The following is a 24,008-nucleotide window of genomic DNA, read 5'->3' as shown; positions in this document are numbered from 1 at the left end:
ATGAGTGAGTCTCGGTAGAACCGCAGGTTGGATCCATGACCTGACGCGAAGATCACGATTCAGCGTCGCTTGCGTTCATTTCTTGACACCAAGCGTCCCGGGACGTTGTATGGGCATCGGGTTCGAGGGCGCGCCGGTGCGCCCGGCCGGCGCGACGTGGTCGTCCTGCCGGTCCCCCACGACCGAAGAAGGCGTAGGGAAATCACGATGCGAATCGATCGCAGGACGAGCGCGACGGTGGCCACGGCCGCCCTCGTGGGTCTCGCACTCGCCGCGTGCAGCGGCGGAGGTTCCGGTGACGGGGGAACCGGCGACGGAGGCGCTTCGGGGGGCGGCGACGAGGTCGAGGTCTTCACCTGGTGGGCCGCGGGTTCGGAGAAGGCGGGTCTCGACGCCCTGGTCGGCGTGTTCAACGAGCAGCACCCCGACGTGGAGTTCATCAACGGCGCGGTCGCCGGCGGCGCCGGCTCGGCCGCGAAGGACCTCCTCCAGTCCCGCCTGCAGGCGCAGGACCCGCCGGACACGTTCCAGGCGCACGCCGGCGCGGAGCTCCAGGACTACATCGACGCCGCGCAGATCGAGGACGTCTCGTCGCTGTACGACGAGTTCGGCCTCACCGACGTCTTCCCGGCCGACCTCGTCGACCGCCTCAAGTCCGACGACGGCGCGATCTACTCGATCCCGTCGAACATCCACCGCGCGAACGTCGTGTGGGCCAACCCGACGGTCCTCGAGGCCAACGGCGTCGACCCCGCCGCGACGTACGAGGACCTGGACGCCTGGATGGCCGACCTCGACAAGCTCCAGGCCGCGGGCGTCACGCCGCTGTCGGTCGCGACGACGTGGACCCAGGTCCACCTGCTCGAGACCGTGCTCCTCGCCGACCTCGGCGCGGAGGCGTACAACGGCCTCTGGGACGGCTCGACCGACTGGTCGGGCGCCGAGGTGACGGCGGCTCTCGAGGACTTCGAGAAGCTCATGAGCTACACCAACACCGACCGTGACGGGCTCGACTGGCCCGAGGCGACCCAGATGGTGATCGACGGCAACGCCGCGTTCAACGTCATGGGCGACTGGGCCGTCGCGGCGTTCGAGGAGCAGGGCAAGACCCTCGGCACCGACTTCACCGCGGCTCCCGTCCCGGGCACCGACGGCGTGTTCGACTTCCTCGCCGACTCGTTCACCCTCCCGGTGGGCGCGCCGCACCCCGACGGCGCCAAGGCGTGGCTCGAGACCGTCGGCTCGCTCGAGGGTCAGGTCGCGTTCAACAAGGCCAAGGGCTCCATCCCGGCCCGCACCGACGCCGACCCGTCGGAGTTCTCGGAGTACCAGCAGACCGCGATCGAGTCGTTCGGCCAGGACACCATCGTGTCGTCGCTCGCGCACGGTGCCGCCGCACCCGTCGCGACGCTCAACGCGATCTCCGACGCGACGAGCAAGTTCACGTCCGGCGGCTCCGACCTCGCGACCTTCCAGTCCGAGCTCGTCACCGCCACCGAGGGCTGAGACCCGTCCACCGGATCCGCCGCGCGTCGTCGGGAGCACCCCGACGGCGCGCGGCGGCCCCGCGCGACCGGACCCCTCCCCGGGACGCCCGTGCCCCCGAGCGCCGCGTCCCACGCCCCCACGACCGGGAAGACCCACCATGCTCAAGTCACTGCGACGAGCCGGCCCAGCGCTGCTGCTGCTCGCCCCCTCGCTGATCCTCGTCGGCGTGTTCGTCTACGGCCTCATCGGCGCGAACTTCCGGACGTCGATCACGGACAACCACACCGCGGCGCAGGCCACCGGGCAGAAGCCGTCCGTGGTCGTCTGGTTCGAGAACTACACCGACCTGCTCGGCAGCGAGGCGTTCCAGCACTCGCTGAAGAACCTCGTCCTCTACACCGTCGTCTTCCTCGTGGGGACGCTCGTCATGGGCTTCCTCTGGGCGTGGATGCTGGACAAGCCCGTCAAGGGCGAGGGGATCTTCCGCTCGATCTACCTGTTCCCCATGGCCGTGTCGTTCGTCGCCTCCGGTGTCGTGTGGCGCTGGCTGCTCAACTCGAACCAGGGCGAGCAGGCCAGCGGCCTCAACCGGCTGTTCCAGATCGTCGGCCTCGACTTCCTGCAGAACAACTGGTGGAACAACGTCACGTGGGGCATCACGGCCATCGCGATCCCCGCCATCTGGCAGCTCTCCGGCTACGTGATGGCGCTGTTCCTCGCCGGGTTCCGCGGCATCCCCGACGAGCTCCGCGAGGCCGCGCGCATGGACGGCGCGAGCGAGTGGAAGCTGTACCGCCACGTGCTCTTCCCGCAGCTCTCGCCCATCGCGCTCTCGGCGCTCATCATCATCGGCCACATGTCGCTCAAGGCGTTCGACCTCATCATGTCGATCTCGAAGCCCGCGAACTACCAGACCAAGGTGCCGGCCGTCGACATGTACGTGTTCAAGTCGAGCTTCGACTACGCCAACGCGGCGGCGGTCGGCTCGATCCTGCTGATCATCGTGGCCGTGGTCATCGTGCCCTACCTGATCCGCACCAACCGTCAGGAGAAGCGATGACGACCACCTCGACGCCGGCCGTCCCCGCTCCCGACGTCCTCGGCACCCCGCGCGACGCCGCGCGTCGCCTGACCCGCGAGCGGTTCTCCGTCGGCCGCACGCTCAAGTACGCCGCGCTGATCTTCTTCCTCGTCATCGTCCTCATCCCCGTCTACGTGCTCTTCGTGACGAGCTTCAAGGGCGCGGGCGACGCCTCCCCGGCGCGCGCGTGGTCGCTCCCGCAGGTGTGGACGCTCGAGAACTGGCAGACCGCGTGGACCGCGCTGTCGCCCGCGATCTGGCGCACCGTGCAGATGGTCGTGCCGTCGGCGATCATCGCCGCGTTCCTCGGCTCGCTCAACGGGTTCGTGCTCTCGCGCTGGTCCTTCAAGGGCGCGAACATCGTCTTCACGCTCATCCTCTTCGGGATGTTCATCCCCTACCAGGCCGTGATGATCCCGCTCAACCAGCTCGTGCTGGACATGGGGATCCCGAGCGGCGTTCCGTCGCTGATCCTGCTGCACGTGATCTACGGCATCCCGATCACGACGCTCATCTTCCGCAACTACTACATGACCGTGCCGCACGAGCTCGTCGAGGCCGCGCGCGTCGACGGCGCCGGGATGCTGCGCACGTACTGGTCGATCATCCTGCCGATCTCGATCCCGAGCTTCGTGGTCGTGCTCATCTGGCAGTTCACGTCGGCGTGGAACGACTTCCTCTTCGCCGTGTTCTTCTCCTCCAGCCAGAACGGCCCCGTGACGCTCGCGCTGAACAACCTCGCGAACGGCGCGCTCCTGCAGAACTACGGCGTCTCCATGGCCGGCGCGCTCTTCGCGTCGCTGCCGACGCTGCTCGTGTACATCGTCCTCGGCAAGTACTTCGTCGGGGGCCTCATGTCCGGCTCGGTCAAGGGCTGACCTCACCCGAGCCGAGCACGCGGGGGCGGGCGGGACCTGGTGGCACCAGGCCCCGCCCGCCCCTGCGTCGTCCCGCCGCCCACCGCACGGCGGTCCACCGGGCGAAGTCCGCGACGCTCCCTTCACTCCCGGGAGAACGCCGCCTATACTCCATGTCGACAGCGCTGTCAGGTGGCCTCGCCCCACCGCGTGCGACGTCGCACCACCCCGAGAGGACGCATCGAGTGAGCACCCGCACCGCTGCCTGACAGCACCCCCGACCCGCGCGGGGGCGCCGGTCGTCCGACCCTGGACCGGCGCTCCCCGCGCGAACCCCCGCACCACCCGCCCGAGCACCAGCACCGTTGCTGCCGCTCGACGACGCCCGGAGGCCCCCATGACCCGACCACCCGCCCCACCGCCCGGGCGGCGCGCGCGACGCCGCGCGACCGCCGCCGTCGCGCTCGCGACCGCCGGGGCGCTCCTGCTCGCGCCCGCGGTCGCGCAGGGCGCGCCCTCCACCGCGGTGTCCACCACCGGGTCGGCCACGGCAGCGGGCGACGCCGCCCCCGCGTTCGGCGCACCCGACGCGACCGCCGCCGACTACTACGGCGCCCTGCTGCGCCACACCCGCTGGGTCGAGACCGTGTGGGACGAGTCCGCCGGCGTGTACCAGCTCAAGGACTTCAACTTCGCCGTCGTGCTGGGCAACGCCGTGCTCCTGACCCACGGCGAGTACGACGCCGAGCTCGCGGGCGTCTCCGAGGAGACGCTCCGCGCGCACACGCTCGCGACCATCCGGCACTACGCGGCGACCAACCGCTTCGTCGACCCCGCGGGCACGTGGGGCAAGAAGCTGTTCTGGGACTCGACGTTCCAGTCGTACTTCCTCGCGGCCGGGACGCTGCTGTGGGACCAGCTCGACGCCACCACGCAGGCCCACCTCACGACCATCGCGACGGGGCAGTCGAAGTACACCGCCGACCTCGACTTCGGCAAGGACCCGCTCTCCGGGTCGTGGACCGCGGACTGGCCGACGGGCAAGCACGAGGGCGACACGGCGCAGGAGGAGGTCGGCGTCTACACGCAGGCCCTCGCGCCCGGCCTCGCGTGGGCGCCCGACGACCCCGACGCCGCGCGCTGGGCCGAGCAGCTCGCCGACTGGGGCCGCAACGCGGCGGGCCAGCCGACGGCCGACCGCAACAACCCGGCGGTCGTGGCGGGCAAGCCCGTCTCGACGAACACCATGCAGACCATCCACGACACCTACCTCGTGGAGAACCACGGGTCGTTCGGCCCGCACTACCAGTCCGACATCTGGCGGTCCGGCGGGCGCAACGCGATCCACTTCCTGCTGCACGACGAGCCCCTGCCGGAGATCCTCACGCACCAGCCGAACTCCGCCGAGCTCTGGGAGTCCATCAAGCTCGTCATGTCCGACGCCGGCGAGCCGTTCATGCCGATGGTCGCCGACCGCGAGTTCCTCTACGGGCGCGACGCGATCCCGATGGCGTTCCTCGCCCAGGTGCTGCGCGACCCCGACGCCGCGCGCGCCGAGGCGAACCTCGCCGCCGCGCTCGAGGACTACCAGTCGTACGCCCCGGTCTACCGCCTCGCGAAGTTCTCGGGCGAGCCCAAGTACGAGCCCGAGGCGCGCGCGGAGATCGCCATCTCCTACCTCCTGCACGTCGAGGCCGCCGAGTCCCCCGAGGGCCCGGTCGAGCCGACGCCGCAGGACGAGTTCTTCGAGCGCCTCGCCGGGGTGCGCGACTTCGGCGCCGGTCCGGGGCTGACCGTCCAGCAGACGGCGGACGCGTGGGCCGCGGCGTCGAGCCGCAAGGGCTTCGTCAAGTTCCCCTGGGTCCCCGCGCACGACTCGTGGCTGTTCCACGTCTCGGGCTCGACCCCGTTCCTCTACCCGACCACGGGCGCGACCGTCGACGACCGCCACGTACGGACGTACACCGGTCCGCGCGACGGGTTCGAGGGGACGTCGTCGGTGTTCCGGGTCGGCAGCGGGTACGCGGGACAGGTCACGCTCCCGACCGGTGCCGCCGTCTACGCGTCGACCGGCGCCGGCACGGAGGACGCGAGCCTGTCCGTCCGGAACCTCGACATGAACGGGTACTCCGGGCTCGACGGCTCCCGCACCTACACGACCGCGGAGGGCGAGACGACCGCGACGCTCCCCGTCACCCGGCCCGCCGACCCGGCGGACGCCAAGGCCGCGCGCGTCGACGACCTCACCTTCGCGCCCGTCACCGCGCGGTACGTGCGGCTCCTCGGCCAGCAGGGCCACCCCCAGTACGGCTACTCGATGTTCGCGTTCCACGCGTACGGCGCCGAGGGGTCGACGACCGACCTCGCGGCCGGCAAGGTCGCGACGGCGTCGAGCGAGGACTCCGCGAACGGCCGCACGGCGGCGCGCGTGACCGACGGCAACCCGTCGACCCGCTGGGCCGTCGCGGTCGGCGAGCGCACGCGCCCCGACTCGTGGATCCAGGTGGACCTCGGCGAGGAGACCACCGTGGGCGGCGTGAGGTTCGCGTGGGAGGCGAGCGCGGGCGCACGCTACCTCGTCCAGACGTCGACCGACGGCCGGACGTGGACCACCGCGACCACGTACGGCAAGGCCCCGGCGGACGTGAACGTCGCGCGCCTCGACACCGTGGACCTCACGCCCGAGGGCGCGGACGAGCCCGGCCCCGTCACGACGCGCTACGTCCGCATGCAGGGCGTGCGCGGCGACGCGGCCTACGGCTACTCGCTCTACCACCTGCGCGCGTTCTCCCCGACCGGGACCGACGTCGCCGCGGGCAAGCCGGCCACCGCGTCGAGCGCCGCCGGCTCGAACCCCGCGAGCGCCGTCACCGACGGCTCCGCCACGACCCGCTGGGCCGTCGCGGTCGCGGACCGCACCAGGCCCGACTCGTGGGTCCAGGTCGACCTCGGGGCGCCCACCGCGGTGAGCCAGGTGCAGCTCGGCTGGGAGGTCGCCGCGGGCCAGGAGTACCGCGTGCAGACGTCGCTCGACGGGCAGACGTGGCACGACGCCGCGTCGTTCCGGTACACGGGCGACGAGGTGCTGCGCAGCGAGGGCGACTGGCTCAACGTCGAGGGCGAGGCCGGGTTCGTCGTGCGCGGCTCGGACGCCCCCGTGACCGTCTCCCGCGCGAGCGACACCCGGCACGTCGTCCGGCTCACGGACGGCGCGACCGGTCCCCGGCTCGTCGAGATGGTCCCGGGCGACCCCGCGGCGACCGCCGCGCAGGCCGGGGCCCGCGTGCCGACCTCCGCGGACCCGGCGGTGCTCGTGAGCGCCGTCGACGGGTACGTCGTCGCGTTCAACCTCACGGGCGCGGACGTCGCGACGACGCTCACCGTCCCGCACGACGGCGGGGCCGTCCCGGTGTACGCCGGCACGCAGACGGTCGGCGCCGAGGCCTCGACGCTCGACGTCACCGTCCCGGCCGGCGACGCGGTCGTCCTCGCACCGCGCGCGACGGTCGCCACGCCCGCCGGGCAGACCCCTGCGGGGGTGACGGTCGCCGTCGCCGACGCCCGGTCGTTCCGCGTGAGCGGCGACGGGACGCCGGTCGAGCTGCGTCACGCCGAGACGGGCGCGACCCGCACGGTCGGGGCGACGCCGTCGGGCACGCGCGTCACGTTCCGGGACGCGACGCCTTTCCCGGTCGCGGACCACGCGCTGAGCACCCTCACCTTCCCCGCGTCGGTGCTGCCCGAGGGCATGACGTCGCCCGCCCTCGCCGTGGACGACGACGCCACGACCGCATGGGCCCCCGGGCCGGACGGCCGCATGGTCACCGACCTGGGCGCACCGCGCGAGATCGGCACCGTCGTCGCCGCGTGGGAGCGCGGCGGAGCGCCGGAGTCGGTCGTCTCCGTGAGCGACGACGGCCTGGCCTTCACCGACGTCGGCACGATCGGCGCCGGTCACGTCCGCGGCACGCTCGCCGTCGACCGCACGGCGCGGTACGTCGCGCTGAGCACGTCGTGGCAGGACGGCGACCCCGGGCTCACCGCGCTGCGCGTGCTCGCGCCCGGGGCGGCGGACCCGTCATCGCCGGCTGCCGTCGCCGTCACCGCGACGGCCGAGGTCCGGTGCCTCGCGGGCAAGCCGCACGTCGCGGTGCGGGTCGTGAACGACGACGACACGCGCCTCGACGTCGAGATCGCCACGCCGTGGGGCTCGAAGAGCTTCCCGTCCGTGGCACCCGGCAAGAACGCGTACCAGTCGTTCGCGGTCCGCGGCGACGCCGACGGCACGGTGGAGGTCACCGCCGCGCCGGCGGACGCCGCCGACGAGCGCGAGACCGTCGCGACGCCGGAGCACGGCCAGCCGACCTGCGGCTGACCGACCGGCTCACCCACCGAACCCGGGGCCGCCCCCGATCCACCTCCGGATCGGGGAGCGACCCCGGGTTCGGCGCGTCCGGGGACCTGCGCTCATAGCCTGCGCACAGCCGCGCGCTACGTTCGCCCCAACCTGCCTCCCTAGCCTCCCGATCGACCGCCGCCGCCCGGGCGGCGCCGAGCCAGGGAGACGAGGGTGCTGCAGCAGCGCACACGGTCGTCCGCGACCGCACCGAGGGGGACGTCCCCCGACCACCCGCCCGGCACTGCCGGCACGCGCCGCGAACGCCTCGCGCGTCGCCTTCGCGGCCCGCGCCCGCGCCGTCGCGCGCTCGTCGTCGGCGCGGTCGCCGTCCTTCTCGTCGCCGCGCTCGTCGTCTACCTCACGGTCCTGCGACCCCGTGCGTCGGCGGCGCAGGAGGCCGGGGTGGCGCAGCCCGTCACCGCGCAGGCGGCCACGGCCACGTTCGAGCAGACCGTGACGACCACGGGCACGCTCACGCCGAGCGTCCAGGAGGACGTCTCGTTCGCGGCGGCCGGCACCGTGCAGACGGTCGAGGTCGCCGCGGGCGACACGGTCGAGGTGGGGCAGACGCTCGCCACCATCGACACCCTGCAGCTCGACGCGGCGCTCGCCCAGGCGAACGCCGACCTCGCGCAGGCGCAGGCCGATCTGGCCGACGCGCAGGAGTCGGACGACGGCAGCGACGCCGGCGGGGCCGCGGTCGAGGCGCGCGAGTCCGCCGTCGCGGTCGCGCAGCAGGCCTACGACGACGCCGCCGCAGCGATGGCCGACGCGGCCCTGACCGCCCCGGCCGCCGGTCTCGTGACGTCGGTCGGTGTCGCCGTCGGCGACACGGTCGGCGCGTCGTCGGCCTCTTCCGCCTCGACCGGGTCGGGCTCGCCCGGCGGCACCGGCACCGTCCCCGGGGCGTCGACCGGCGGGTCGGGCAGCAGTGCGTCGTCGGGCTCGTCCGACACCGCGGCGTTCACGATCGTGGGCACCGACGCGTGGACCGTCGACGTGAGCGTGGGTGAGGCCGACGTCGCGACGATCGAGACGGGCGACCAGGTCGAGATGACCTCGGACGACCTCCCCGGCACCGTGTTCGGCACGGTGAGCGAGATCGGCCGCCTGCCGTCCACGACCCAGGGCGCGGTCGCGTACCCCGTCTCGATCAGCGTCACCGGCAGCCCCGAGGGCCTGTACGACGGCGTGAGCGTCGACGTCTCGATCGTCACAGAGCGCCGCACCGACGTGCTCTCCGTCCCCGCCGCGGCGGTCTCGACGAACGACGACGGCGCCTCCGTGGTCACGCTCGTAGCCGAGGACGGGTCGACGTCCGAGCAGGTCGTGGAGACCGGCGAGGCGTCGGGCCAGTCCGTCGAGATCGTCGCGGGCCTCGCCGAGGGCGACACGGTGCAGTACACGGCCTTCACGCCGGTCGCGGGCCGGGGGCAGGGCGGCCAGCAGGGCGGCACCGGCGAGCAGGGGTTCCCCGAGGGCTTCGACCCGTCACAGCGTCGCCCGGGCGGGCAGGGCTTCCCCGAGGGGTTCGACCCGTCGCAGACGGGCGCACGTCCCGGCGGCCAGGGCGGGACCCCGTGACCGCGGCGACGACCGCCGTCGGGCCGGCGACCCCGACCGCTACCGCGGGCCCCACGCCCGTCATCGACCTGCGCGGCGCGCGCAAGACCTACCGCACGGGCGACCTCGAGTTCGAGGCGCTGCGCGGCGTCGACCTGCGGATCGAACGCGGCGAGTACGTCGCGATCGTCGGGCCGTCGGGCTCGGGCAAGTCGACGCTCATGAACGTGCTCGGCTGCCTCGACACGCTCACGTCGGGCACGTACCGGCTCGCGGGCGACGACGTCGACGACATGGACGAGACCGACCTCGCGAGCGTGCGCAACGAGCAGATCGGCTTCGTCTTCCAGCAGTTCAACCTGCTGCCGTCCCTGTCGGCGCTGCGGAACGTCGAGCTCCCGCTCGTGTATCGCGGCGTCGCCCCTGCGGAGCGCCGCGCTCGGGCCGCGGAGGCGCTCGCGCGCGTCGGGCTGGCGGACCGCACCGCGAACCGCCCCGGCCAGCTCTCGGGCGGCCAGCAGCAGCGCGTCGCGGTCGCGCGGGCGCTCGTCGGTGAGCCGGCGCTCGTCCTCGCGGACGAGCCGACGGGCAACCTCGACTCGCGCTCGACGGCCGACGTGCTCGACCTCCTCGACGCGCTGCACGCGCAGGGCCGCACGATCGTCCTCATCACGCACGAGCACGAGGTCGCGCAGCGGTCCCGGCGGGTCGTGCGCGTGCTCGACGGCCTCGTGACCTCGGACGAGCCGGTGGTCGCGGCATGAGCTGGACCGAGACCGCCGCCACGGCGTGGCACGCGATCCGCGCGCACACGCTGCGCTCGCTCCTCACGGTGCTCGGCATCCTCATCGGCATCGCCGCCGTGATCCTCACGGTCGGGCTCGGCCTGGGGACGCAGAAGGACGTGTCCGAGGACATCAGCGCGCTCGGGTCCGACCTGCTCATCGTCACCCCCGGGTCGTCCACGGACTCCTCCGGGATCCGGGGAGGGTTCGGCTCCGCCTCGACGCTCACCGTCGCCGACGCCGACGCCCTCGCCTCGCGGGTCGCGGTGCCCGACGTCGCCGCCGTCACCGCCGAGAAGGAGTCGTCGCAGTCGCTCGAGGCGGGCGACGCCAACTGGACGACGACCGTCGTCGGCGTCACCGGAGACTGGCTCGAGGTGCGCTCGCGCGAGCTCGCGTCCGGGGAGTTCGTCGACGCCGCCTCGACCGACGAGGTCGTGCTCGGCCCCGAGACGGCGACCGAGCTGTTCGGCCGGGCGGACGTCGTCGGCCGCACGGTGAGCATCGCCGGCACGACCTTCGACGTCGTCGGCGTGCTCGAGCCGGCCGGGTCGAGCACGTCGACCAACCTCGACGACACGGCCGTGGTGTCCCTGACCGCGATGACGTCGGCCGTCACCGGCGGCACCGACACGTCGGTCAGCACCGTCTACCTCAAGGCGACCGACACCGACGCGATCTCCGCCGCGTACCAGGAGGCCGAGTCCCTGCTCCTCGCGCTGCACGGCGCGAGCAGCGCGGACGCGGCCGACTTCACGATCGACTCCCAGGACTCGCTCGTGTCCGCGGCGACGTCGGTCTACCGCACCCTGACCGTCCTGCTCGCCGGCGTCGCTGGCCTGTCCCTGCTCGTCGGCGGCATCGGCGTCATGAACATCATGCTGGTGTCCGTCACCGAGCGGACGCGCGAGATCGGCCTGCGCAAGGCGCTCGGCGCCCCGCCCGGCGCGATCCGCCGCCAGTTCCTCACGGAGGCGTCGATCCTCGGCGTCACCGGCGGCCTCGTCGGCGCGCTCCTCGGCGTCGTCGCCGCAATCACGCTCCCCGCCGCGCTGGGGTCGTCGATCGTCGTCTCGCCGCTCGCGGTCGGCGGCTCGATCGCCGTCGCGCTGGCCATCGGGCTCGTGTTCGGCGTCTACCCCGCGGTGCGCGCCGCGCGCCTCGCGCCCATCGACGCGCTGCGCAGCGAGTGACCGCACGACCACCGCACCCGTCCGTCCTCAACCGGAGAGTCCCATGACCTCGCGCTCCACCCGCCCCCCGCTCCCCCGGCGCACCGCGCTCGTCGCCGCCGGCGCCGTCGGCCTGGTGCTCGCGCTCGCCGCGTGCTCGGCGTCCGACGCCGCGACCCCCGACCCCTCGACGTCCGCCACGTCCGCCGACGACGACGCGCCCGACGCCGCATCCCCAGGCGGCGGAGGCCGCGCGCCCGGGGTCTCCGGTGAGGTCGCCGCCGTCGACGGCACGACGGCGCAGGTCCAGGACGACGAGTCGCAGACCGCGGTCTCGTGGTCCGACGGCACGACGGTCACCGTGACCGTCGACGGCACGCTCGCCGACGTGGCCGTCGGGTCGTGCGTCGTGGCCTTCTCCGGCTCCCCCGGCGGCACGCCCGGCGACGAGAGCGGTGACGCGAGCGGCGCCGCGGCGGCCGGCGCCGCCGAGGACGACGCGGCCGCGAGCGTCGCCGTGGCGGAGCCCGTGGACGGCGAGTGCACCGGTGGGCTCGGCGGCGGCTTCCCGGACGGTGGGTTCCCCGGCGGCGAGCGCCCCGACGGCGCGCCGACCGATCTGCCCACCGACCTCGAGCGACCCGACGACGCACCGAGCGACGTGCGTTCCGGCGCACCCGACGGCGCGGGGCGCCCGGACGGAGGGTTCGGCGGCCTGACCACCGGGCTCGTCACCGCCGTCGACGGCGCGACGATCACCGTGAGCAGGACCTCTCCCGAGGGCGAGAGCACCGAGGAGAGCGTCACGGTCGACGACGCGACCACCTACACCGTCCAGCGCGCCGGGTCGGGCGCGGACGTCGTCGTCGGGCAGTGCCTCACCGCCCAGGGCGAGAGCGCGGACGACGGGACCTTCAGCGCGACGAGCCTGAGCGTCTCGGCACCGGGCACCGACGGCTGCACGAGCGGCTTCCGCGGGGGCCGCGGCGGCTTCCTCGGCGGCCGGGACGGGCAGGACGACCAGGGGGACGGTGAGAGCGATGCGTGACACGGTCGTCCGCCGTCGCCGCCGGTCGAGGCGCCGGCGGCTCGTCGCGGCGACCGTCGCGCTCGCGGTCGTGAGCGCCGGGGGCACGGCGTACGCGCTGCGCCCGGACGACGCCCGGTACCGCACCGCGACCGTCGTCACGGGTGACGTCGCGCAGCAGGTGTCCACGAGCGCCACGGTCGCGTCGGCGTCCCGCGCCGACACGACGTTCGGCACGTCGGGCACGGTCGCGACCGTCGAGGTCGCGGCCGGCGACCGCGTCGCGGCGGGCGACGTCCTCGCGACCCTCGACGCCGACGAGCTCCAGGACGCCGTCGACGAGGCGGACGAGGCGCTCGCCGAGGCGCAGCAGGCGCTCGCGGACGACCTCGAGGCGCAGGCGTCGGGCACCTCGTCGAGCAGTGAGTCGACGACGTCCGCGTCCGGGGCGTCCGGCTCGGGCGCTGCCGGCGCGAGCTCGGCCGCGAGCGCCGCGGTGCTGCTCGTCGGCACGACGAGCGCCGGGGAGACCCGCGCCGTCGCCCTGGACGCGGGCAGCACCGGCGCGCTGGAGCAGGCCGTCACGAGCGCACGCGACGCGCTCGACGCCGCGCAGGCGGACGTGCAGGCCGCGCAGGACGCCCTGCTGGCCGGGTACGAGTCCGTGGAGGACGCGCTGCTCGCGGGCACGACGGCGCTCGGCGCCTCGGGAGACGCGGTCGACGCCGCGACGGGCGACGGCGGCGCGTGCACCGCCGTCCTCGGTGACGACGCGGGGGCCGGGGCCACCGCCGCGGACCTCGCCGCGTGCGCCGCGGCGGTCGTCGCCGCGCAGGACGCGCTGGTCGCGACGGACGCCGCCCAGCAGGCGACCGGCACCGCCCAGGGCGCGCTCGTCGACCTCGTCGCGGACCTCGACGACGCCGTCACCACGCTCGGCGAGCGGTCCGCCGCGCTCGACGCCGCCGTCCGCGCGCTCCTCGACGCGCAGGAGACCGGGGCCGGCGGCACGGGCGGGTCGAGCCCGGCCGGCGGGTCCGACGGCTCCACGACGACGCCCGGCGCGGGCGCCGCCGCGCCGTCAGGTGGCACCTCGGGCGGCGTGTCCGGCGCACCGTCGGACGGCTCCTCGACGCTGCCGTCGGGTGGGCAGTCGTCCGGAGGCTCCGCGCCGTCGCGTGCCGACGCCGCCGGGGGCGTGACGTCGTCGGGCACCGTCACGGCCGAGCGGATCCTGGCCGACCGCGCCGCCGTGACGGTCGCCGAGCGACAGGTGGACGTCGCGGAGGCCGCGGCTGCTGCGGGCACGCTCACGGCACCGATCGCCGGGACCGTGGCGCAGGTCGACGTGGTCGCCGGGACGTCGGTCGCCGCGAGCGACGCCGCGGTGACGATCCTCGGCGACGGCGGATACGTCCTGTCGTCCATGCTCGACCTCGCGGACGTCAAGCTCGTGGCCGTCGGGCAGACCGTCACGGCGACCGTGCCCGCGACCGGCGCCGAGTACACGGGGACCGTGAGCAGCGTCGCGGTGCTCAGCGACTCGCAGACGTCGACGCCGTCGTACGCCGCGACGGTCGCGCTCGACCCGGTCGACGGCGAGCTGCCGGAGGGCGCGTCCGCCGCCGCCACCATCTCCGTCGCGGCGGTGGACGACGCGCTCGTCGTCCCCACGTCCGCCGTGACGGCCGACGGGTCGGCGCGCACGGTCCGGGTGCTCGACGGCGCCGAGGTCCGCACGGTGACCGTGACGACGGGCGCCGTCGGGCCGGAGCTCACCGAGATCACCGACGGTCTCGCGGCGGGCGACCAGGTCGTGCTCGCCGACCTCACCCAGGAGCTCGTCCAGGACGACGACGGGTCGTCGGGGCTCGCGGGTCTCGGCTCGGGCGGGTCGGACGCGCGCGAGGGCTTCTCGGTCGGCGACGTCCCCGGCGGCTTCCCGGGCGGCGGCTTCCCCCAGGGGGGCGGCGGGTTCGGCGGTCCGCCGTCCGGCTGAGCGCCACGACCGGGGACGTCGTCGGGGCGCCGGGCAGGTCGGGACCTTCGACCGGTCCGGCGCACCGGGCCGCGGCGCTACGTTCGAGGTCCTGGCAGCGCGGCGGGCGGCCCCGACCCGCCGGACTGCCGGGCCGTCGTGCGTCGGAAGGAGTCCCGATGACCCGCCCCGGCCTCGTGGTCGCCGGACTGAACCGGCTGTCCGTCACGGACTGGCCCGGGAGGCGGGTGGCGACGGTCCTCACGCAGGGCTGCCCGTGGCACTGCGGGTACTGCCACCACCCGGCCCTGTGCGCGGTCGCGGCCCACGGGACGCCGCCGCCCGGTGACGCGGTCCCGTGGTCCGAGGTCGTCGCGTTCCTCGCCCCGCGCCGCCGGCTGCTCGACGGCGTCGTGTTCTCGGGCGGCGAGCCGACGCTCCACCCCGGCCTGCTCGGCGCGATCGACGACGTGCGCGGCCTCGGCCTCGACGTCGGGCTGCACACCGCCGGGCCCTGGCCCGCACGGCTCGCACGGCTCCTGCCGTTCGTGGACTGGGTCGGGCTCGACATCAAGCACCTGCCGTCCCGCTACCCCGTCGTGACGGGCACGATCCCGTCGGGACGCCGCGCGTTCGAGGCGCTGGCCGTGCTCCTGCGCTCCGGCGTCGACCACGAGGTGCGGACCACGGTCGACCCGAGCGTGCACTCGCGCACCGAGCTCCTCGCGCTCGGCACGCACCTGCGCCGCCTCGGCGTGCGGGAGTGGGTCCTCCAGGAGGCCGTAGCCGACGGCGCGTCCCCCGCCTGGGCGCGCACGCTCGCCGGCCGCCGCCTCGCCGACGTGCTCGACGACGCCGACCTCGCCTGGGCACGGCGCCGGACCGCCGCCTGAGGACGACCCGCCGCCGCGGCGTCAGACCGGCCGGACCGGCTGGCGCAGCACGGTGCGCAGCTTGGCGGGGTCCGTGCGCCGCACGTCGCTCAGGTAGATCTCGTGGTGCGGCCCGGCGAACGTGAGCCCGTGCTCCGGCAGGTAGACGTCGTGCAGCTCCGCGAGCACCGGGCCCTCGTCGTCGTACGACCCGACGTGGAGCGTCTGCACGGACCGGCCCTCGGTGAGGCTCGTGCGGCGCACGAGGTCGAGCGCGGCCGGCGCATCCTTCTTCGCCCGGACCGTCTCCGTGGCCGCGACCACGAGGTCCTCGTCCACCCAGTCGGGCTGGAGGACCAGCAGCGTCCAGCGCCACGCGTCCTTCTCACGACGGACGAACGTGCCCGGGTCCTCGGCCGTCCACAGGCCCTCCAGCGGCCCGACGACGTAGTCGCGCCCCTCCCGCTTGCTCGCGAACTTCACGGCGTACGAGACGGAGAAGAGCGCCTCGACCGCCGCCGCGTAGGCGGGCGACGTGTTCGGGTCGCCCTCGCCGTCGACCGCGAGGTAGGCGAGGGTCGGGACGTCCACCTCGACGAACCGCCCGCGCGGCGGGGCGTACAGCTCGCGGTAGTGCGCCTTGAGGTCCACCTTGTCCGAGGGCATGGCCCGACGCTACCCGCCGCCGCCGACGACGGCCCGGCCGCGGGGCTCCAGGTCGTCCCGGACCACGGCGCCAGCACCGCCCGGCACGGACGGCGCTGGCGCGGCCGTCCTCCGACTGGTATCCACGCGGTGTGACCGCCTCGCCGCCCCCGTACCCGCAGCACGACCCGCGCGCCGCGTACCCGCCCGCGCGCCCCGCTCCGGGGCCACCACCGCCCGGCCACCCGGGACATCCGGGCCACCCGCAGCCGGGCTACCCGCCGCCGGCGACCGCAGGCTACCCTCCGCTGCCCACGATCCCGCCGGCGGCGTTCACACGCCGGTACCGGACGACGGCGTGGGCGCTGATCTGGGTGCCCGTCGTGCTCATGGTCGCGGCGGCGGTCCTCAGCATCGCCCTGCTCGTCTACGCGGACAGCGACCCGTCGCGGAACTCCGCCGCGGGCTACCTCGCGATCGTCGTCTGGGGCGTCATGCTCGTCGGCGGGCCCGTGCTCCTCGGGGCGTTCATCCCCGGCTGCGTGATGCTCTCTCGCTCGAACCGGGCCCGCGCCCTCGCGCGGGCGACGAGCTTGCGGCCGCCCGCCTGACGCGACGCCGCGCTCGTCCCGCAGACTCGGGAGGACGGGCCGCTCAGGCCCCGCGGCCCGCGAGGTCGTGCTCGACGCGATCGTCGGAGCGCACCGGCGTCACGTAGTCCACGACGGCGCGCACCACCTCGGGGTCGCGCAGCAGGCGGTGGTGCCCGAGCCCCTCGGTCGTGAGCAGCTCCCCCTCGGGCCAGGCCACGGCGAGAGCGGCCCCGACCGGGTACGGGACCTCCTTGTCCGCGCGGTCGTGCACGACGAGCGCGGGTGGGACCGGGTGGGTCCGCAGGGTCTCCCGCACGTCCAGCTCTGCCAGCGGACGCCCGGCGACGTCGGAGATCAGGCCCTGGAGCAGCACGCGGGTCGGGCCCGAGAGCCGGAGCAGGTCGGCGAACCCGTCGAGCTCGCCCAGCACGTCGGCGATCGCCGCGACGAGCACGAGCCGCTCCGCGGGCAGCCCGTCGCGGACCGCGAGGACGGTCGTGGCCGTGCCGAGCGAGTGCGCGACGACGGCCGTCGCGTCGCCGTGCTCCCGGACCACCGCGGCGAGGGTGTCCGCGAGCTCGGGCATCGTGCTGCGGCGCGGGCCGAGACGGCCGGGACCCGAGTCACCGTGGCTCGGCGCGTCGAAGGCGACGACGCGATAGCCGGCCGCCCGCAGGGGTTCGACGAACGCGCCGAGCTGCCCGCGCCACCCGCCCCACCCGTGGGCCAGGTAGACGACGCCCACCTCGCTGGACGCCGTGACGTCGCCGGGCGTCGGCTCGCCGCCTCCCGGGCCGACGGGCCTCCACGACTCGACGACGACGCGTGCTCCGGCGTCGGTCGTCACCGTGGTGAGCGTGCCCCGGGTCGTGCGGTCGTCACGAAGGCGCCCGGCGCCGTCGGGCGGTGTGCACCACAGGTCGAGCGCGAGGCGCGCGGCGCGGCGCGGTGAGACCGCCTGGAGGGCGGCGAGGCGCGCACGGACGACCGCGAGCCGCAGCGCAGCCTTGCGACGTCGCGCGGCCCGACGACGGTCGGCACGAACGGTCGTGCTTTTCTTCGAGCCTGGGACGCCCACGGGAGGTTCCTCTCGGTCGGTGGTGCGAGTGTGGTGGCGGTCAGGGGGCGGGCACCGGCGCGGGCGAGCGCGCCGCGTCGAGCAGGGCCTCGAACGCGCGCCGGGCGCGCTCCTCGGCCCGCGGGTCGCCCATGAAGGCGTGCGCGTGGTTGGCCCCGAGCATGACGCCGTAGAGGTCGGAGGCGAACTGCTCCGGCTCGACGTCGTCACGGAACCCTCCCTCGGCGACGCACGTGCGGAAGACCTGCGCGACGGCGTCGCAGAGGTCGCGATGGTCGCGCACCAGCTGGTCGCGGACGGGGCCCTCCTGGGCGGCGAGCTCCGTGGCGGCCTTGACGAACAGGCAGCCACCCGGGTCCTGGCGCAGGTCGCACGCGAGCCAGCCCTCGAACAGCGCCCGCATCCGCGGCTCGCCGCGCGGGGCACGCAGTGCGGGAGCGACCACCGTGTCGACGAACTCCGCGCGCGCCTGGCCGAGGACGGCGAGCTGGAGCGACTCCTTGGAGCGGAAGTGCGCGTACAGGCCGGACTTCGACATCCCGGTGGCCGCCGCGAGCTCGCCGATGGTGAGCCCGGTCAGCCCGACGCGGAACGCGGCCTCCACGCCGCGGTGCAGGATCGCCTGCCGCGTCTCGTCGCCCTTGCTCACCCGCCGAACGTAGCACGACCGTGCGGGAAACGGGAGGCTCTCGCGGCGGACCTCCATCCGGCCCAGCGTCCGGCCGCACGACAGCCCCGAGCCCCGAGGCCTGGAACGACGAAGCCCCGGAACCGTGACGGTTCCGGGGCTTCTGCTGTGCGCCCGGAGGGATTCGAACCCCCAACCTTCTGATCCGTAGTCAGATGCTCTATCCGTTGAGCTACGGGCGCTGGTCCTGCTCGCCGCTGATCGCTCACCGGCCGTCGAGAACACTACCGCGTCCGCGCCACGATCCCAAACCGGATCGCGCCCGATCGCGTCACCGTGACCGACGCCACGCCGTCCGACCCTCGCCGCACGCGCCGCCGGACGCGGTCCTCCCAGGGTCGGACTCCAGCGCGACGACGTCCCGCCCCCAGCCCGACGCGGCGGCACCCGCCGCCGTCGGACGATCGATCCATGACGTTCACCGGCCCTTCCTCCGCCCCCGGCGGCTCGCCCCTCGTCGCGAGCGCGCTCACCAAGGTCTACGGCTCCGCCCAGACCGCGACGCACGCCCTCGCGGGCGTGAGCCTCACGGTCCACCCGGGCGAGTCGCTCGCGATCATGGGCCCGTCCGGGTCCGGCAAGACGACGCTCCTGCACGTCCTCGCGGGCATCATCACCCCGACGTCCGGCTCGGTGTCGTGGCGCGGCGAGGACGTCACGACGCTCTCCGAGGCCCGCCGCACCGTCCTGCGGCGACAGGACTTCGGTTTCGTCTTCCAGTCCGGCCAGCTCCTGCCCGAGCTGCCCGCGGTCGAGAACGCCGCCCTGCCGCTCATGCTCGCGGGCACGGCGCGCGCGGAGGCAACGGCCGTCGCCGCCCGGTGGCTCGCGCACCTCGGCCTCGCCGGGATGGAGCAGCGCCGCCCGGGCGAGCTCTCCGGCGGTCAGGCCCAGCGCGTCGCGATCGCGCGCGCGCTCGTCGGGTCGCCCGGCGTCGTCTTCGCGGACGAGCCCACCGGCGCGCTCGACCAGTCGACGGGCGCCGAGGTGCTCGACGTCCTCACGCGCGCGACCCGTGACTCGGGCGCCGCGCTCGTCGTCGTCACGCACGACGCGGGCGTCGCGCGACACTGCTCGCGCACCGTGACCATGCGCGACGGGCGCATCTCCGGCGAGTTCTTCGCGCCCGGGGCCACGCCCGCCGCCCCCGCCGTGCCGAGCCAGGAGAGCGCGCGATGAGGACCGTCGACCTCTGGTGGCTCCTGCGCCGCCGCAGCGCCGACGAGCGCGACCCGCAGGGCCTGACCACCGTCCTCGCCATCATCGCGTTCGCCGTGACCACGGCGATCCTGCTCGTCGTCATGGGCGGCTGCCACGCCTTCCTCGAGCGCGCCGGTGGCATCGACGGCATACGCGAGGGCATGGACTCGGCCATCACCCCGTACGCCACGCAGTACCCGCTCCTTGCCGGGGTCGCGTCGCTCCTGCTGCTCATCCCCCTCGTGACGCTCGGCGCGGCGGCCGCACGCCTCGCCGTCGCGCGCCGGGACGCCCGCCTCGCGGCGCTGCGCCTCGCCGGGGCGACGACGGGCCAGGTCACCACCCTCACGGCCCTCGACGCCGCCGCGCAGGCCGTCATCGGCGCGCTCGCCGGCCTGCTCGGCTACGGCGCGCTGCTGCCCCTCGTCGCGCAGCTCCGCTTCCAGGGACGCACGTTCGCGATCGGCGAGCTCTGGGTGGGTGTCCCCGCGCTGCTCGGCGCGGTCGTGCTCGTGGTCGCGATCGCGCTCACGTCCGCGCTCGTCAGCCTGCGCCGCGTCGCGATCACCCCGCTCGGCGTCGCGGCCCGTGTGACGCCCCCCGGGCTCAAGGCCGTCCGGCTGCTGTCGATGGGCGTCGCGTTCATCGCGCTGATCATCGCGACGAACCTGTCGTTCGGGTCCACGGCGGTCGTCCTCACCGTCCTCACCGTCATCCTGCTGGTCGGCTTCGCGACCGTGAACGTCGTCGGCCCGTTCGTCATCTGGCTCGTGGGCAAGATGACCGCCGGCTCGGCGCGCCGCGTGCCGACGCTGCTCGCCGGACGGCGGATCGTGGACAACCCGAGGACGGCGTGGCGCTCCGTCGGCGGGGTCGCGCTGGCGACGTTCATCGCCGGCCTGACGAGCATCTTCGCGCTCCTCGACCCCGGCCTGGGCGCCGACCCGGACGAGGTGCAGTACCTCACCGACATGAAGACCGGCGGGTTCCTCACCCTCGCCATCGCGGGCGTGCTCGCCGCCGTCTCGACGGGCGTCATGCAGGCGGGGCGCGTCATCGACCAGCGCAACGAGTACCGCACGCTCGTCCTGTCCGGGACGGACCTGCGCACGCTCGACCAGGCGCGCTTCCGCGAGACGCTCGTCCCGCTCGTCGTGAGCGTCGGCGTCTCGACGTTCGCCGCGCTGCTGTTCATGGTCCCGGTGATCGGTCTCAACGCGTTCGCGAACGTCGAGGTCGTCGTGCAGTTCCTGCTGTGCGTCGCGGCGGCGTCGGCCCTCGTGCTCGCCGGGGCGGGGGCGTCACGGTTCGTCGTGCGGTCCGCGCTCGCGACCGCGGGGAGCGCGTAGCCGTCCGGAGCTGTCGGCGCCCCGCTGGTCCCCGGACCCGTGGGGCGCTGACAGCGCTCCGCCGGGCAACAGAAAAGGCCCCGGGCGCTGAGCACCGGGACCTTCCTGAGCGGAGACGGAGGGATTTGAACCCTCGAACGGATTGCTCCGTTACCACCTTAGCAGGGTGGCGCACTAGACCTGACTATGCGACGTCTCCTCGCAGGCTCGTCGGAGAGCCTGCGTCGCCCAGGGTACAAGGGCGTCGCCGCGAGACCAAACCCGCGCGCCCCACCGGCCCCTGGCGCTCGTCGGGCGCGGCAGGCAGCGGCAGTGCCACGGCCGTCAGGCGGCGGCGAGCGTACGGAGGTCGTCGAGGACGCCCTCCACCACCTCGCCGAGATCGTCCGCCTGCCCGGCGGCGAGCCATCGCGCGCACGCCACCTTGAACGTCACCATCGCGGCCTGGGACGCGAGGACGGCGCTCTCGCGCGTCTCCCCACGCTCGCGCAACGCGTCCGCCAGGGCGTCCGCCAGGGCTGCGTGCTTGGTGAGCTCGCGCTCCCGGAGATCCGCGTGCCCGGCCACGATCTCGTCGCGCAGGCGGAACCTTGCCGGGTCCTCCTGCAGCACCCCGGCCGCCGCGACCAGCGCCGCGCGGACCGCGCCGTACGTCGTGGCGGACGGCGGGACGTCGGCGACGGCCGCCGCCATCACGCGCCCGAGCATCTCGCCGCCCTGGAACAGCACGTCCCGCTTGTCGGCGAAGTAGCGGAAGAACGTGCGCTCGGTCAGCCCGGCCCGGGCCGCGATCTGCGCCGCGGTGACGCCGTCGTACCCGACCTCGGCGAACAGCTCCAGCGCGGCCGCGGACAGGCGCCCGCGCGTGTCCGGTTCCCAGCGTGCCACGGATCCAGCCTAGTCGATGTCAGTCACAGACATCACGGGTGTAGAGTCACGTCTGTCGCTGACATCGCTGAAGGGAATCCTCATGAAGGTCTTCGTCACCGGTGCGTCGGGCTTCGTCGGCTCTGCACTCCTCCCCGAGCTGATCGCAGCGGGCCACGACGTCGTCGGGCTCGTGCGCTCGGACGCGTCCGCCGCCACGGTCGAGGCTGCCGGCGCCGAGCCCCTGCGCGGCGAGCTCGACGACCTCGACACGCTGCGGGCGGGCGCCTCGGCGAGCGACGGCGTCGTGCACCTCGCGTACCGGCACGACTTCTCCGACGCCGAGGCCGCCGTGCGGAGCGACCGCGCCGCGATCGACGCGATGGGGTCGGCGCTGACGGGCTCGGGCAAGCCGTTCGTCATCGCCTCCGGGACACCGATCGTGCCGGGGCGGCCCTCGGTCGAGACGGACGACCCGGAGGACGGGCCTCTGGTCGCGCGCCTCGAGACCGCCCGCAGGTTCTTCGCGCTGAGCGAGCAGGGGGTACGGACGACGAGCGTCCGCCTGCCGCGCACCGTCCACGACGACGAGGGCCGCGGCGGGTTCGCCGGGATGCTCGTCCGGATCGCACGGGAGACCGGCGTCTCGGGCTACGTCGGCGACGGAGAGGCGCGCTGGCCCGCGGTTCACGTCGCGGACGCCGCACGCCTCTTCCGGATCGCACTCGAACGGAGCTCAGCGCGCGGCGTCGTGCACGCGGTGGACGAGGAGGGGGTCGCGCTCCGGGACACCGCGACGGCGATCGGCCGCGCTCTGGGCGTTCCCGTCCAGGCGGTCCCCGCCGAGTCGCTCGGCTTCCTCGGCGCGCTCGCGACCGTCGACCAGCCCGCGTCGAGCGCTCTCACCCGGGAGCAGTTCGGCTGGCAGCCGTCCGGCCGACGACTCCTGGACGCCCTCGGCCGGGCGGGCTCCGCCGTCTGACGGCGTCGTCACGCCGTCCCGGGTACACCTAGCGCTCGAACGTCCACTCGCGGTCGGTGAGCATGCGCGCCACGGCGAGCCCGATCGCGAGCGCGACGATGACCAGCCCGGCCTCGACGGCGTAGGCGAGCGCCTGCGCCGTCGCGCCGGTGTTGAACTCGTACACCGCGCGGTACGCCGTGACCCCGGGGACCATGATGACGACGGCCGGCACGGACACCGTGATGCGCGGGACGCGCAGCGCCGGGGCGACCGTCGCGGCGAGCAGGCCCACGAGCAGCGCGGCGGCCGCCGCGGCCGCCTGGGGCACGACGTCGGCGTCCACGAGGAGCAGCCGCCCGACGTTCGCGACCATCCCGATCGAGGCCGCCCCGAGCGCCATGGCCCACGGGCTGTTGAACATGAGCGCGAACCCGAGCACGCCGAGGAAGCTCGCGACGCTCCGCAGGCCGAGCAACAGGGGCTCCGCCAGGGCGGGCGGCGGCACCGGGTCGGGTGCGAGCCCCGCGGCGGCCGACACCCCCCACACGGCCAGCGCCGCCGACGCGAGGATCATGAGCGCGTACGTCACGCGGGCGACCCCGGCCGAGAAGTCGAGCTTCGCGAGATCGAGCGCGCCCGTGACGAGCGCGAACCCGGGCACGAGGAACAGCACCGCCGAGACGTAGCCCGCCTCGTGCCCACCCTCGACCCCGGCGATCTCCGACAGCGCCAGGACGAGGACCAGGTAGGCGAGGCTCGCGACCGCCGCCGCGAGCATCGTCACGCCGAACTGGTTGATCCCCCGGTGCAGCATCGCGCGCCGCACCCCTTGACCGAGCGCCGCAGCGACGAGCACCGCGCCGCACTCGACGAGCCCGCCGTTGTTGAGGAACGCGAACGCGGCGCACGCGATCCCCGCCCACAGGGCGTTGAGGAGCGCCCCGTAGAGGGGCGGCCGGTGCGCGATCCGGTCGAGCTCGGCGTCGACGGCATCGAGGTCCGCGCCCGCCGGCAGGGCGGCGGAGAACCGCTCGAGCTGGGCCAGGCGGTCGGCGTTGATCCCGATCGACCGGACCTCGGTGAGCTCCGTGCGGAAGATCGGGCCCCGGTACGACGTCGCGGTGATCTCCGTGAGCGTGACGTGCGCGGCGATGTGGTCGAGCCCGAGCGCTCGCGCCGCGCGCGCCATGTGCGCCTTGACGCGGTAGCTGCCCGTGCCCGCGGAGAGCGCGAGGCGTCCGATCCGCAGCACGGTGCCCGACCGCCGGATGAGGTCGACGGGCTCGAGACCGGCCTCGTCGGCCGGGGAGGGCTCAGGCGTCACGACGCCATGATCGCGTAGGTCTGCGCGCGCGGCACTCGCCGAAGGTCCCTGTCCACCGTGCCCAGCGGCCGGACGGCC

19 protein-coding genes and 2 tRNA genes are annotated in these 24,008 nt (G+C 74.6%); 14 read left to right on the top strand and 7 right to left on the bottom strand.

Going from position 1 to position 24,008, the window contains the following annotated elements; genetic code table 11:
* Positions 1-207: 207 nt before the first annotated feature.
* From JN535_RS03085 to JN535_RS03040, 10 genes are all read left to right on the top strand, one after another.
* A complete protein-coding gene (locus tag JN535_RS03085; protein ID WP_205201947.1) occupies positions 208-1,506 on the top strand; it encodes an ABC transporter substrate-binding protein in 1,299 nt (432 codons plus the stop codon).
* A 139-nt stretch (positions 1,507-1,645) separates the two neighbouring features.
* Positions 1,646-2,548, top strand: coding sequence for a carbohydrate ABC transporter permease (locus tag JN535_RS03080; protein ID WP_047233561.1), 903 nt, complete (start codon positions 1,646-1,648; stop codon positions 2,546-2,548).
* The gene (locus JN535_RS03075; protein ID WP_205201945.1) at positions 2,545-3,447 is read left to right on the top strand and encodes a carbohydrate ABC transporter permease; all 903 of its coding nucleotides are present in this window, start codon (positions 2,545-2,547) and stop codon (positions 3,445-3,447) included. The genes JN535_RS03080 and JN535_RS03075 overlap by 4 nt, the downstream gene beginning before the upstream one ends.
* Before the next feature lie 376 nt (positions 3,448-3,823).
* Positions 3,824-7,801: a discoidin domain-containing protein gene (locus tag JN535_RS03070; protein ID WP_205201943.1), complete on the top strand. Its 3,978-nt coding sequence runs from the start codon at positions 3,824-3,826 to the stop codon at positions 7,799-7,801.
* A gap of 195 nt (positions 7,802-7,996) precedes the next feature.
* A complete protein-coding gene (locus tag JN535_RS03065) occupies positions 7,997-9,409 on the top strand; it encodes an efflux RND transporter periplasmic adaptor subunit (protein ID WP_205201941.1) in 1,413 nt (470 codons plus the stop codon).
* A complete protein-coding gene (locus JN535_RS03060; RefSeq protein WP_307868139.1) occupies positions 9,406-10,152 on the top strand; it encodes an ABC transporter ATP-binding protein in 747 nt (248 codons plus the stop codon). The genes JN535_RS03065 and JN535_RS03060 overlap by 4 nt, the downstream gene beginning before the upstream one ends.
* The gene (locus JN535_RS03055; protein WP_205201938.1) at positions 10,149-11,366 is read left to right on the top strand and encodes an ABC transporter permease; all 1,218 of its coding nucleotides are present in this window, start codon (positions 10,149-10,151) and stop codon (positions 11,364-11,366) included. Before JN535_RS03060 ends, JN535_RS03055 begins: the two co-directional genes overlap by 4 nt.
* A gap of 43 nt (positions 11,367-11,409) precedes the next feature.
* Positions 11,410-12,393, top strand: coding sequence for a hypothetical protein (locus JN535_RS03050; protein ID WP_205201929.1), 984 nt, complete (start codon positions 11,410-11,412; stop codon positions 12,391-12,393).
* Positions 12,386-14,371: an HlyD family efflux transporter periplasmic adaptor subunit gene (locus tag JN535_RS03045; RefSeq protein ID WP_205201927.1), complete on the top strand. Its 1,986-nt coding sequence runs from the start codon at positions 12,386-12,388 to the stop codon at positions 14,369-14,371. The genes JN535_RS03050 and JN535_RS03045 overlap by 8 nt, the downstream gene beginning before the upstream one ends.
* 158 nt (positions 14,372-14,529) lie before the next feature.
* The gene (locus JN535_RS03040; RefSeq protein WP_205201925.1) at positions 14,530-15,243 is read left to right on the top strand and encodes an anaerobic ribonucleoside-triphosphate reductase activating protein; all 714 of its coding nucleotides are present in this window, start codon (positions 14,530-14,532) and stop codon (positions 15,241-15,243) included.
* A 21-nt stretch (positions 15,244-15,264) separates the two neighbouring features.
* Here JN535_RS03040 and JN535_RS03035 read toward each other — a convergent pair whose 3' ends face one another.
* A complete protein-coding gene (locus tag JN535_RS03035) occupies positions 15,265-15,888 on the bottom strand; it encodes a GyrI-like domain-containing protein (protein WP_205201915.1) in 624 nt (207 codons plus the stop codon).
* A 131-nt stretch (positions 15,889-16,019) separates the two neighbouring features.
* Between JN535_RS03035 and JN535_RS03030 the strand changes: the two genes are divergently transcribed.
* Positions 16,020-16,478, top strand: coding sequence for a hypothetical protein (locus JN535_RS03030; RefSeq protein WP_205201907.1), 459 nt, complete (start codon positions 16,020-16,022; stop codon positions 16,476-16,478).
* Positions 16,479-16,521: 43 nt separating this feature from the next.
* On the opposite strand, the gene JN535_RS03025 is transcribed toward JN535_RS03030, so the two are convergent.
* The 3 genes from JN535_RS03025 to JN535_RS03015 form a co-directional block, all read right to left on the bottom strand.
* On the bottom strand, positions 16,522-17,538 hold the full coding sequence (locus JN535_RS03025; protein WP_205201905.1) for an alpha/beta fold hydrolase: 1,017 nt from the start codon (positions 17,536-17,538) through the stop codon (positions 16,522-16,524).
* A gap of 40 nt (positions 17,539-17,578) precedes the next feature.
* Entirely contained in the window at positions 17,579-18,187 is a 609-nt protein-coding gene (locus JN535_RS03020; protein WP_205201903.1) for a TetR/AcrR family transcriptional regulator, read from the bottom strand.
* A gap of 148 nt (positions 18,188-18,335) precedes the next feature.
* Positions 18,336-18,408: transfer RNA gene (locus JN535_RS03015), tRNA-Arg, on the bottom strand.
* Between the two features lie 229 nt (positions 18,409-18,637).
* Here JN535_RS03015 and JN535_RS03010 point away from each other — a divergent pair.
* Together JN535_RS03010 and JN535_RS03005 are read left to right on the top strand one after the other, a co-directional pair.
* The gene (locus JN535_RS03010; RefSeq protein ID WP_205201900.1) at positions 18,638-19,405 is read left to right on the top strand and encodes an ABC transporter ATP-binding protein; all 768 of its coding nucleotides are present in this window, start codon (positions 18,638-18,640) and stop codon (positions 19,403-19,405) included.
* The gene (locus JN535_RS03005) at positions 19,402-20,775 is read left to right on the top strand and encodes a hypothetical protein (protein ID WP_205201898.1); all 1,374 of its coding nucleotides are present in this window, start codon (positions 19,402-19,404) and stop codon (positions 20,773-20,775) included. The genes JN535_RS03010 and JN535_RS03005 overlap by 4 nt, the downstream gene beginning before the upstream one ends.
* Positions 20,776-20,885: 110 nt before the next feature.
* Here JN535_RS03005 and JN535_RS03000 read toward each other — a convergent pair.
* Both JN535_RS03000 and JN535_RS02995 read right to left on the bottom strand, forming a co-directional pair.
* A tRNA-Ser gene (locus tag JN535_RS03000) sits at positions 20,886-20,974 on the bottom strand.
* Positions 20,975-21,099: 125 nt separating this feature from the next.
* The gene (locus tag JN535_RS02995) at positions 21,100-21,663 is read right to left on the bottom strand and encodes a TetR family transcriptional regulator (protein WP_205201896.1); all 564 of its coding nucleotides are present in this window, start codon (positions 21,661-21,663) and stop codon (positions 21,100-21,102) included.
* Between the two features lie 82 nt (positions 21,664-21,745).
* Here JN535_RS02995 and JN535_RS02990 point away from each other — a divergent pair, with 82 nt between their 5' ends.
* On the top strand, positions 21,746-22,624 hold the full coding sequence (locus tag JN535_RS02990; RefSeq protein WP_205201894.1) for an SDR family oxidoreductase: 879 nt from the start codon (positions 21,746-21,748) through the stop codon (positions 22,622-22,624).
* 28 nt (positions 22,625-22,652) lie between these two features.
* Here JN535_RS02990 and JN535_RS02985 read toward each other — a convergent pair whose 3' ends face one another.
* Positions 22,653-23,930, bottom strand: coding sequence for a threonine/serine exporter family protein (locus tag JN535_RS02985; protein WP_205201892.1), 1,278 nt, complete (start codon positions 23,928-23,930; stop codon positions 22,653-22,655).
* Positions 23,931-24,008 lie beyond the last annotated feature (78 nt).

The sequence above is a fragment of the Cellulosimicrobium cellulans genome (assembly GCF_016921195.1).
Classification (GTDB): domain Bacteria; phylum Actinomycetota; class Actinomycetes; order Actinomycetales; family Cellulomonadaceae; genus Cellulosimicrobium; species Cellulosimicrobium cellulans_F.
This window is presented reverse-complemented; position numbering and strand designations above follow the sequence as displayed.

Excerpts from the sequence above, each read along its gene's own strand:
- JN535_RS03085 (WP_205201947.1), top strand. The coding sequence starts at position 208 with ATGCGAATCGATCGCAGGACGAGCGCGACGGTGGCCACGGCCGCCCTC.
- JN535_RS03080 (WP_047233561.1), top strand. The coding sequence starts at position 1,646 with ATGCTCAAGTCACTGCGACGAGCCGGCCCAGCGCTGCTGCTGCTCGCC.
- JN535_RS03075 (WP_205201945.1), top strand. The coding sequence starts at position 2,545 with ATGACGACCACCTCGACGCCGGCCGTCCCCGCTCCCGACGTCCTCGGC.
- JN535_RS03070 (WP_205201943.1), top strand. The coding sequence starts at position 3,824 with ATGACCCGACCACCCGCCCCACCGCCCGGGCGGCGCGCGCGACGCCGC.
- JN535_RS03055 (WP_205201938.1), top strand. The coding sequence starts at position 10,149 with ATGAGCTGGACCGAGACCGCCGCCACGGCGTGGCACGCGATCCGCGCG.
- JN535_RS03050 (WP_205201929.1), top strand. The coding sequence starts at position 11,410 with ATGACCTCGCGCTCCACCCGCCCCCCGCTCCCCCGGCGCACCGCGCTC.
- JN535_RS03045 (WP_205201927.1), top strand. The coding sequence starts at position 12,386 with ATGCGTGACACGGTCGTCCGCCGTCGCCGCCGGTCGAGGCGCCGGCGG.
- JN535_RS03040 (WP_205201925.1), top strand. The coding sequence starts at position 14,530 with ATGACCCGCCCCGGCCTCGTGGTCGCCGGACTGAACCGGCTGTCCGTC.
- JN535_RS03035 (WP_205201915.1), bottom strand. The coding sequence starts at position 15,888 with ATGCCCTCGGACAAGGTGGACCTCAAGGCGCACTACCGCGAGCTGTAC.
- JN535_RS03010 (WP_205201900.1), top strand. The coding sequence starts at position 18,638 with ATGACGTTCACCGGCCCTTCCTCCGCCCCCGGCGGCTCGCCCCTCGTC.
- JN535_RS03005 (WP_205201898.1), top strand. The coding sequence starts at position 19,402 with ATGAGGACCGTCGACCTCTGGTGGCTCCTGCGCCGCCGCAGCGCCGAC.
- JN535_RS02990 (WP_205201894.1), top strand. The coding sequence starts at position 21,746 with ATGAAGGTCTTCGTCACCGGTGCGTCGGGCTTCGTCGGCTCTGCACTC.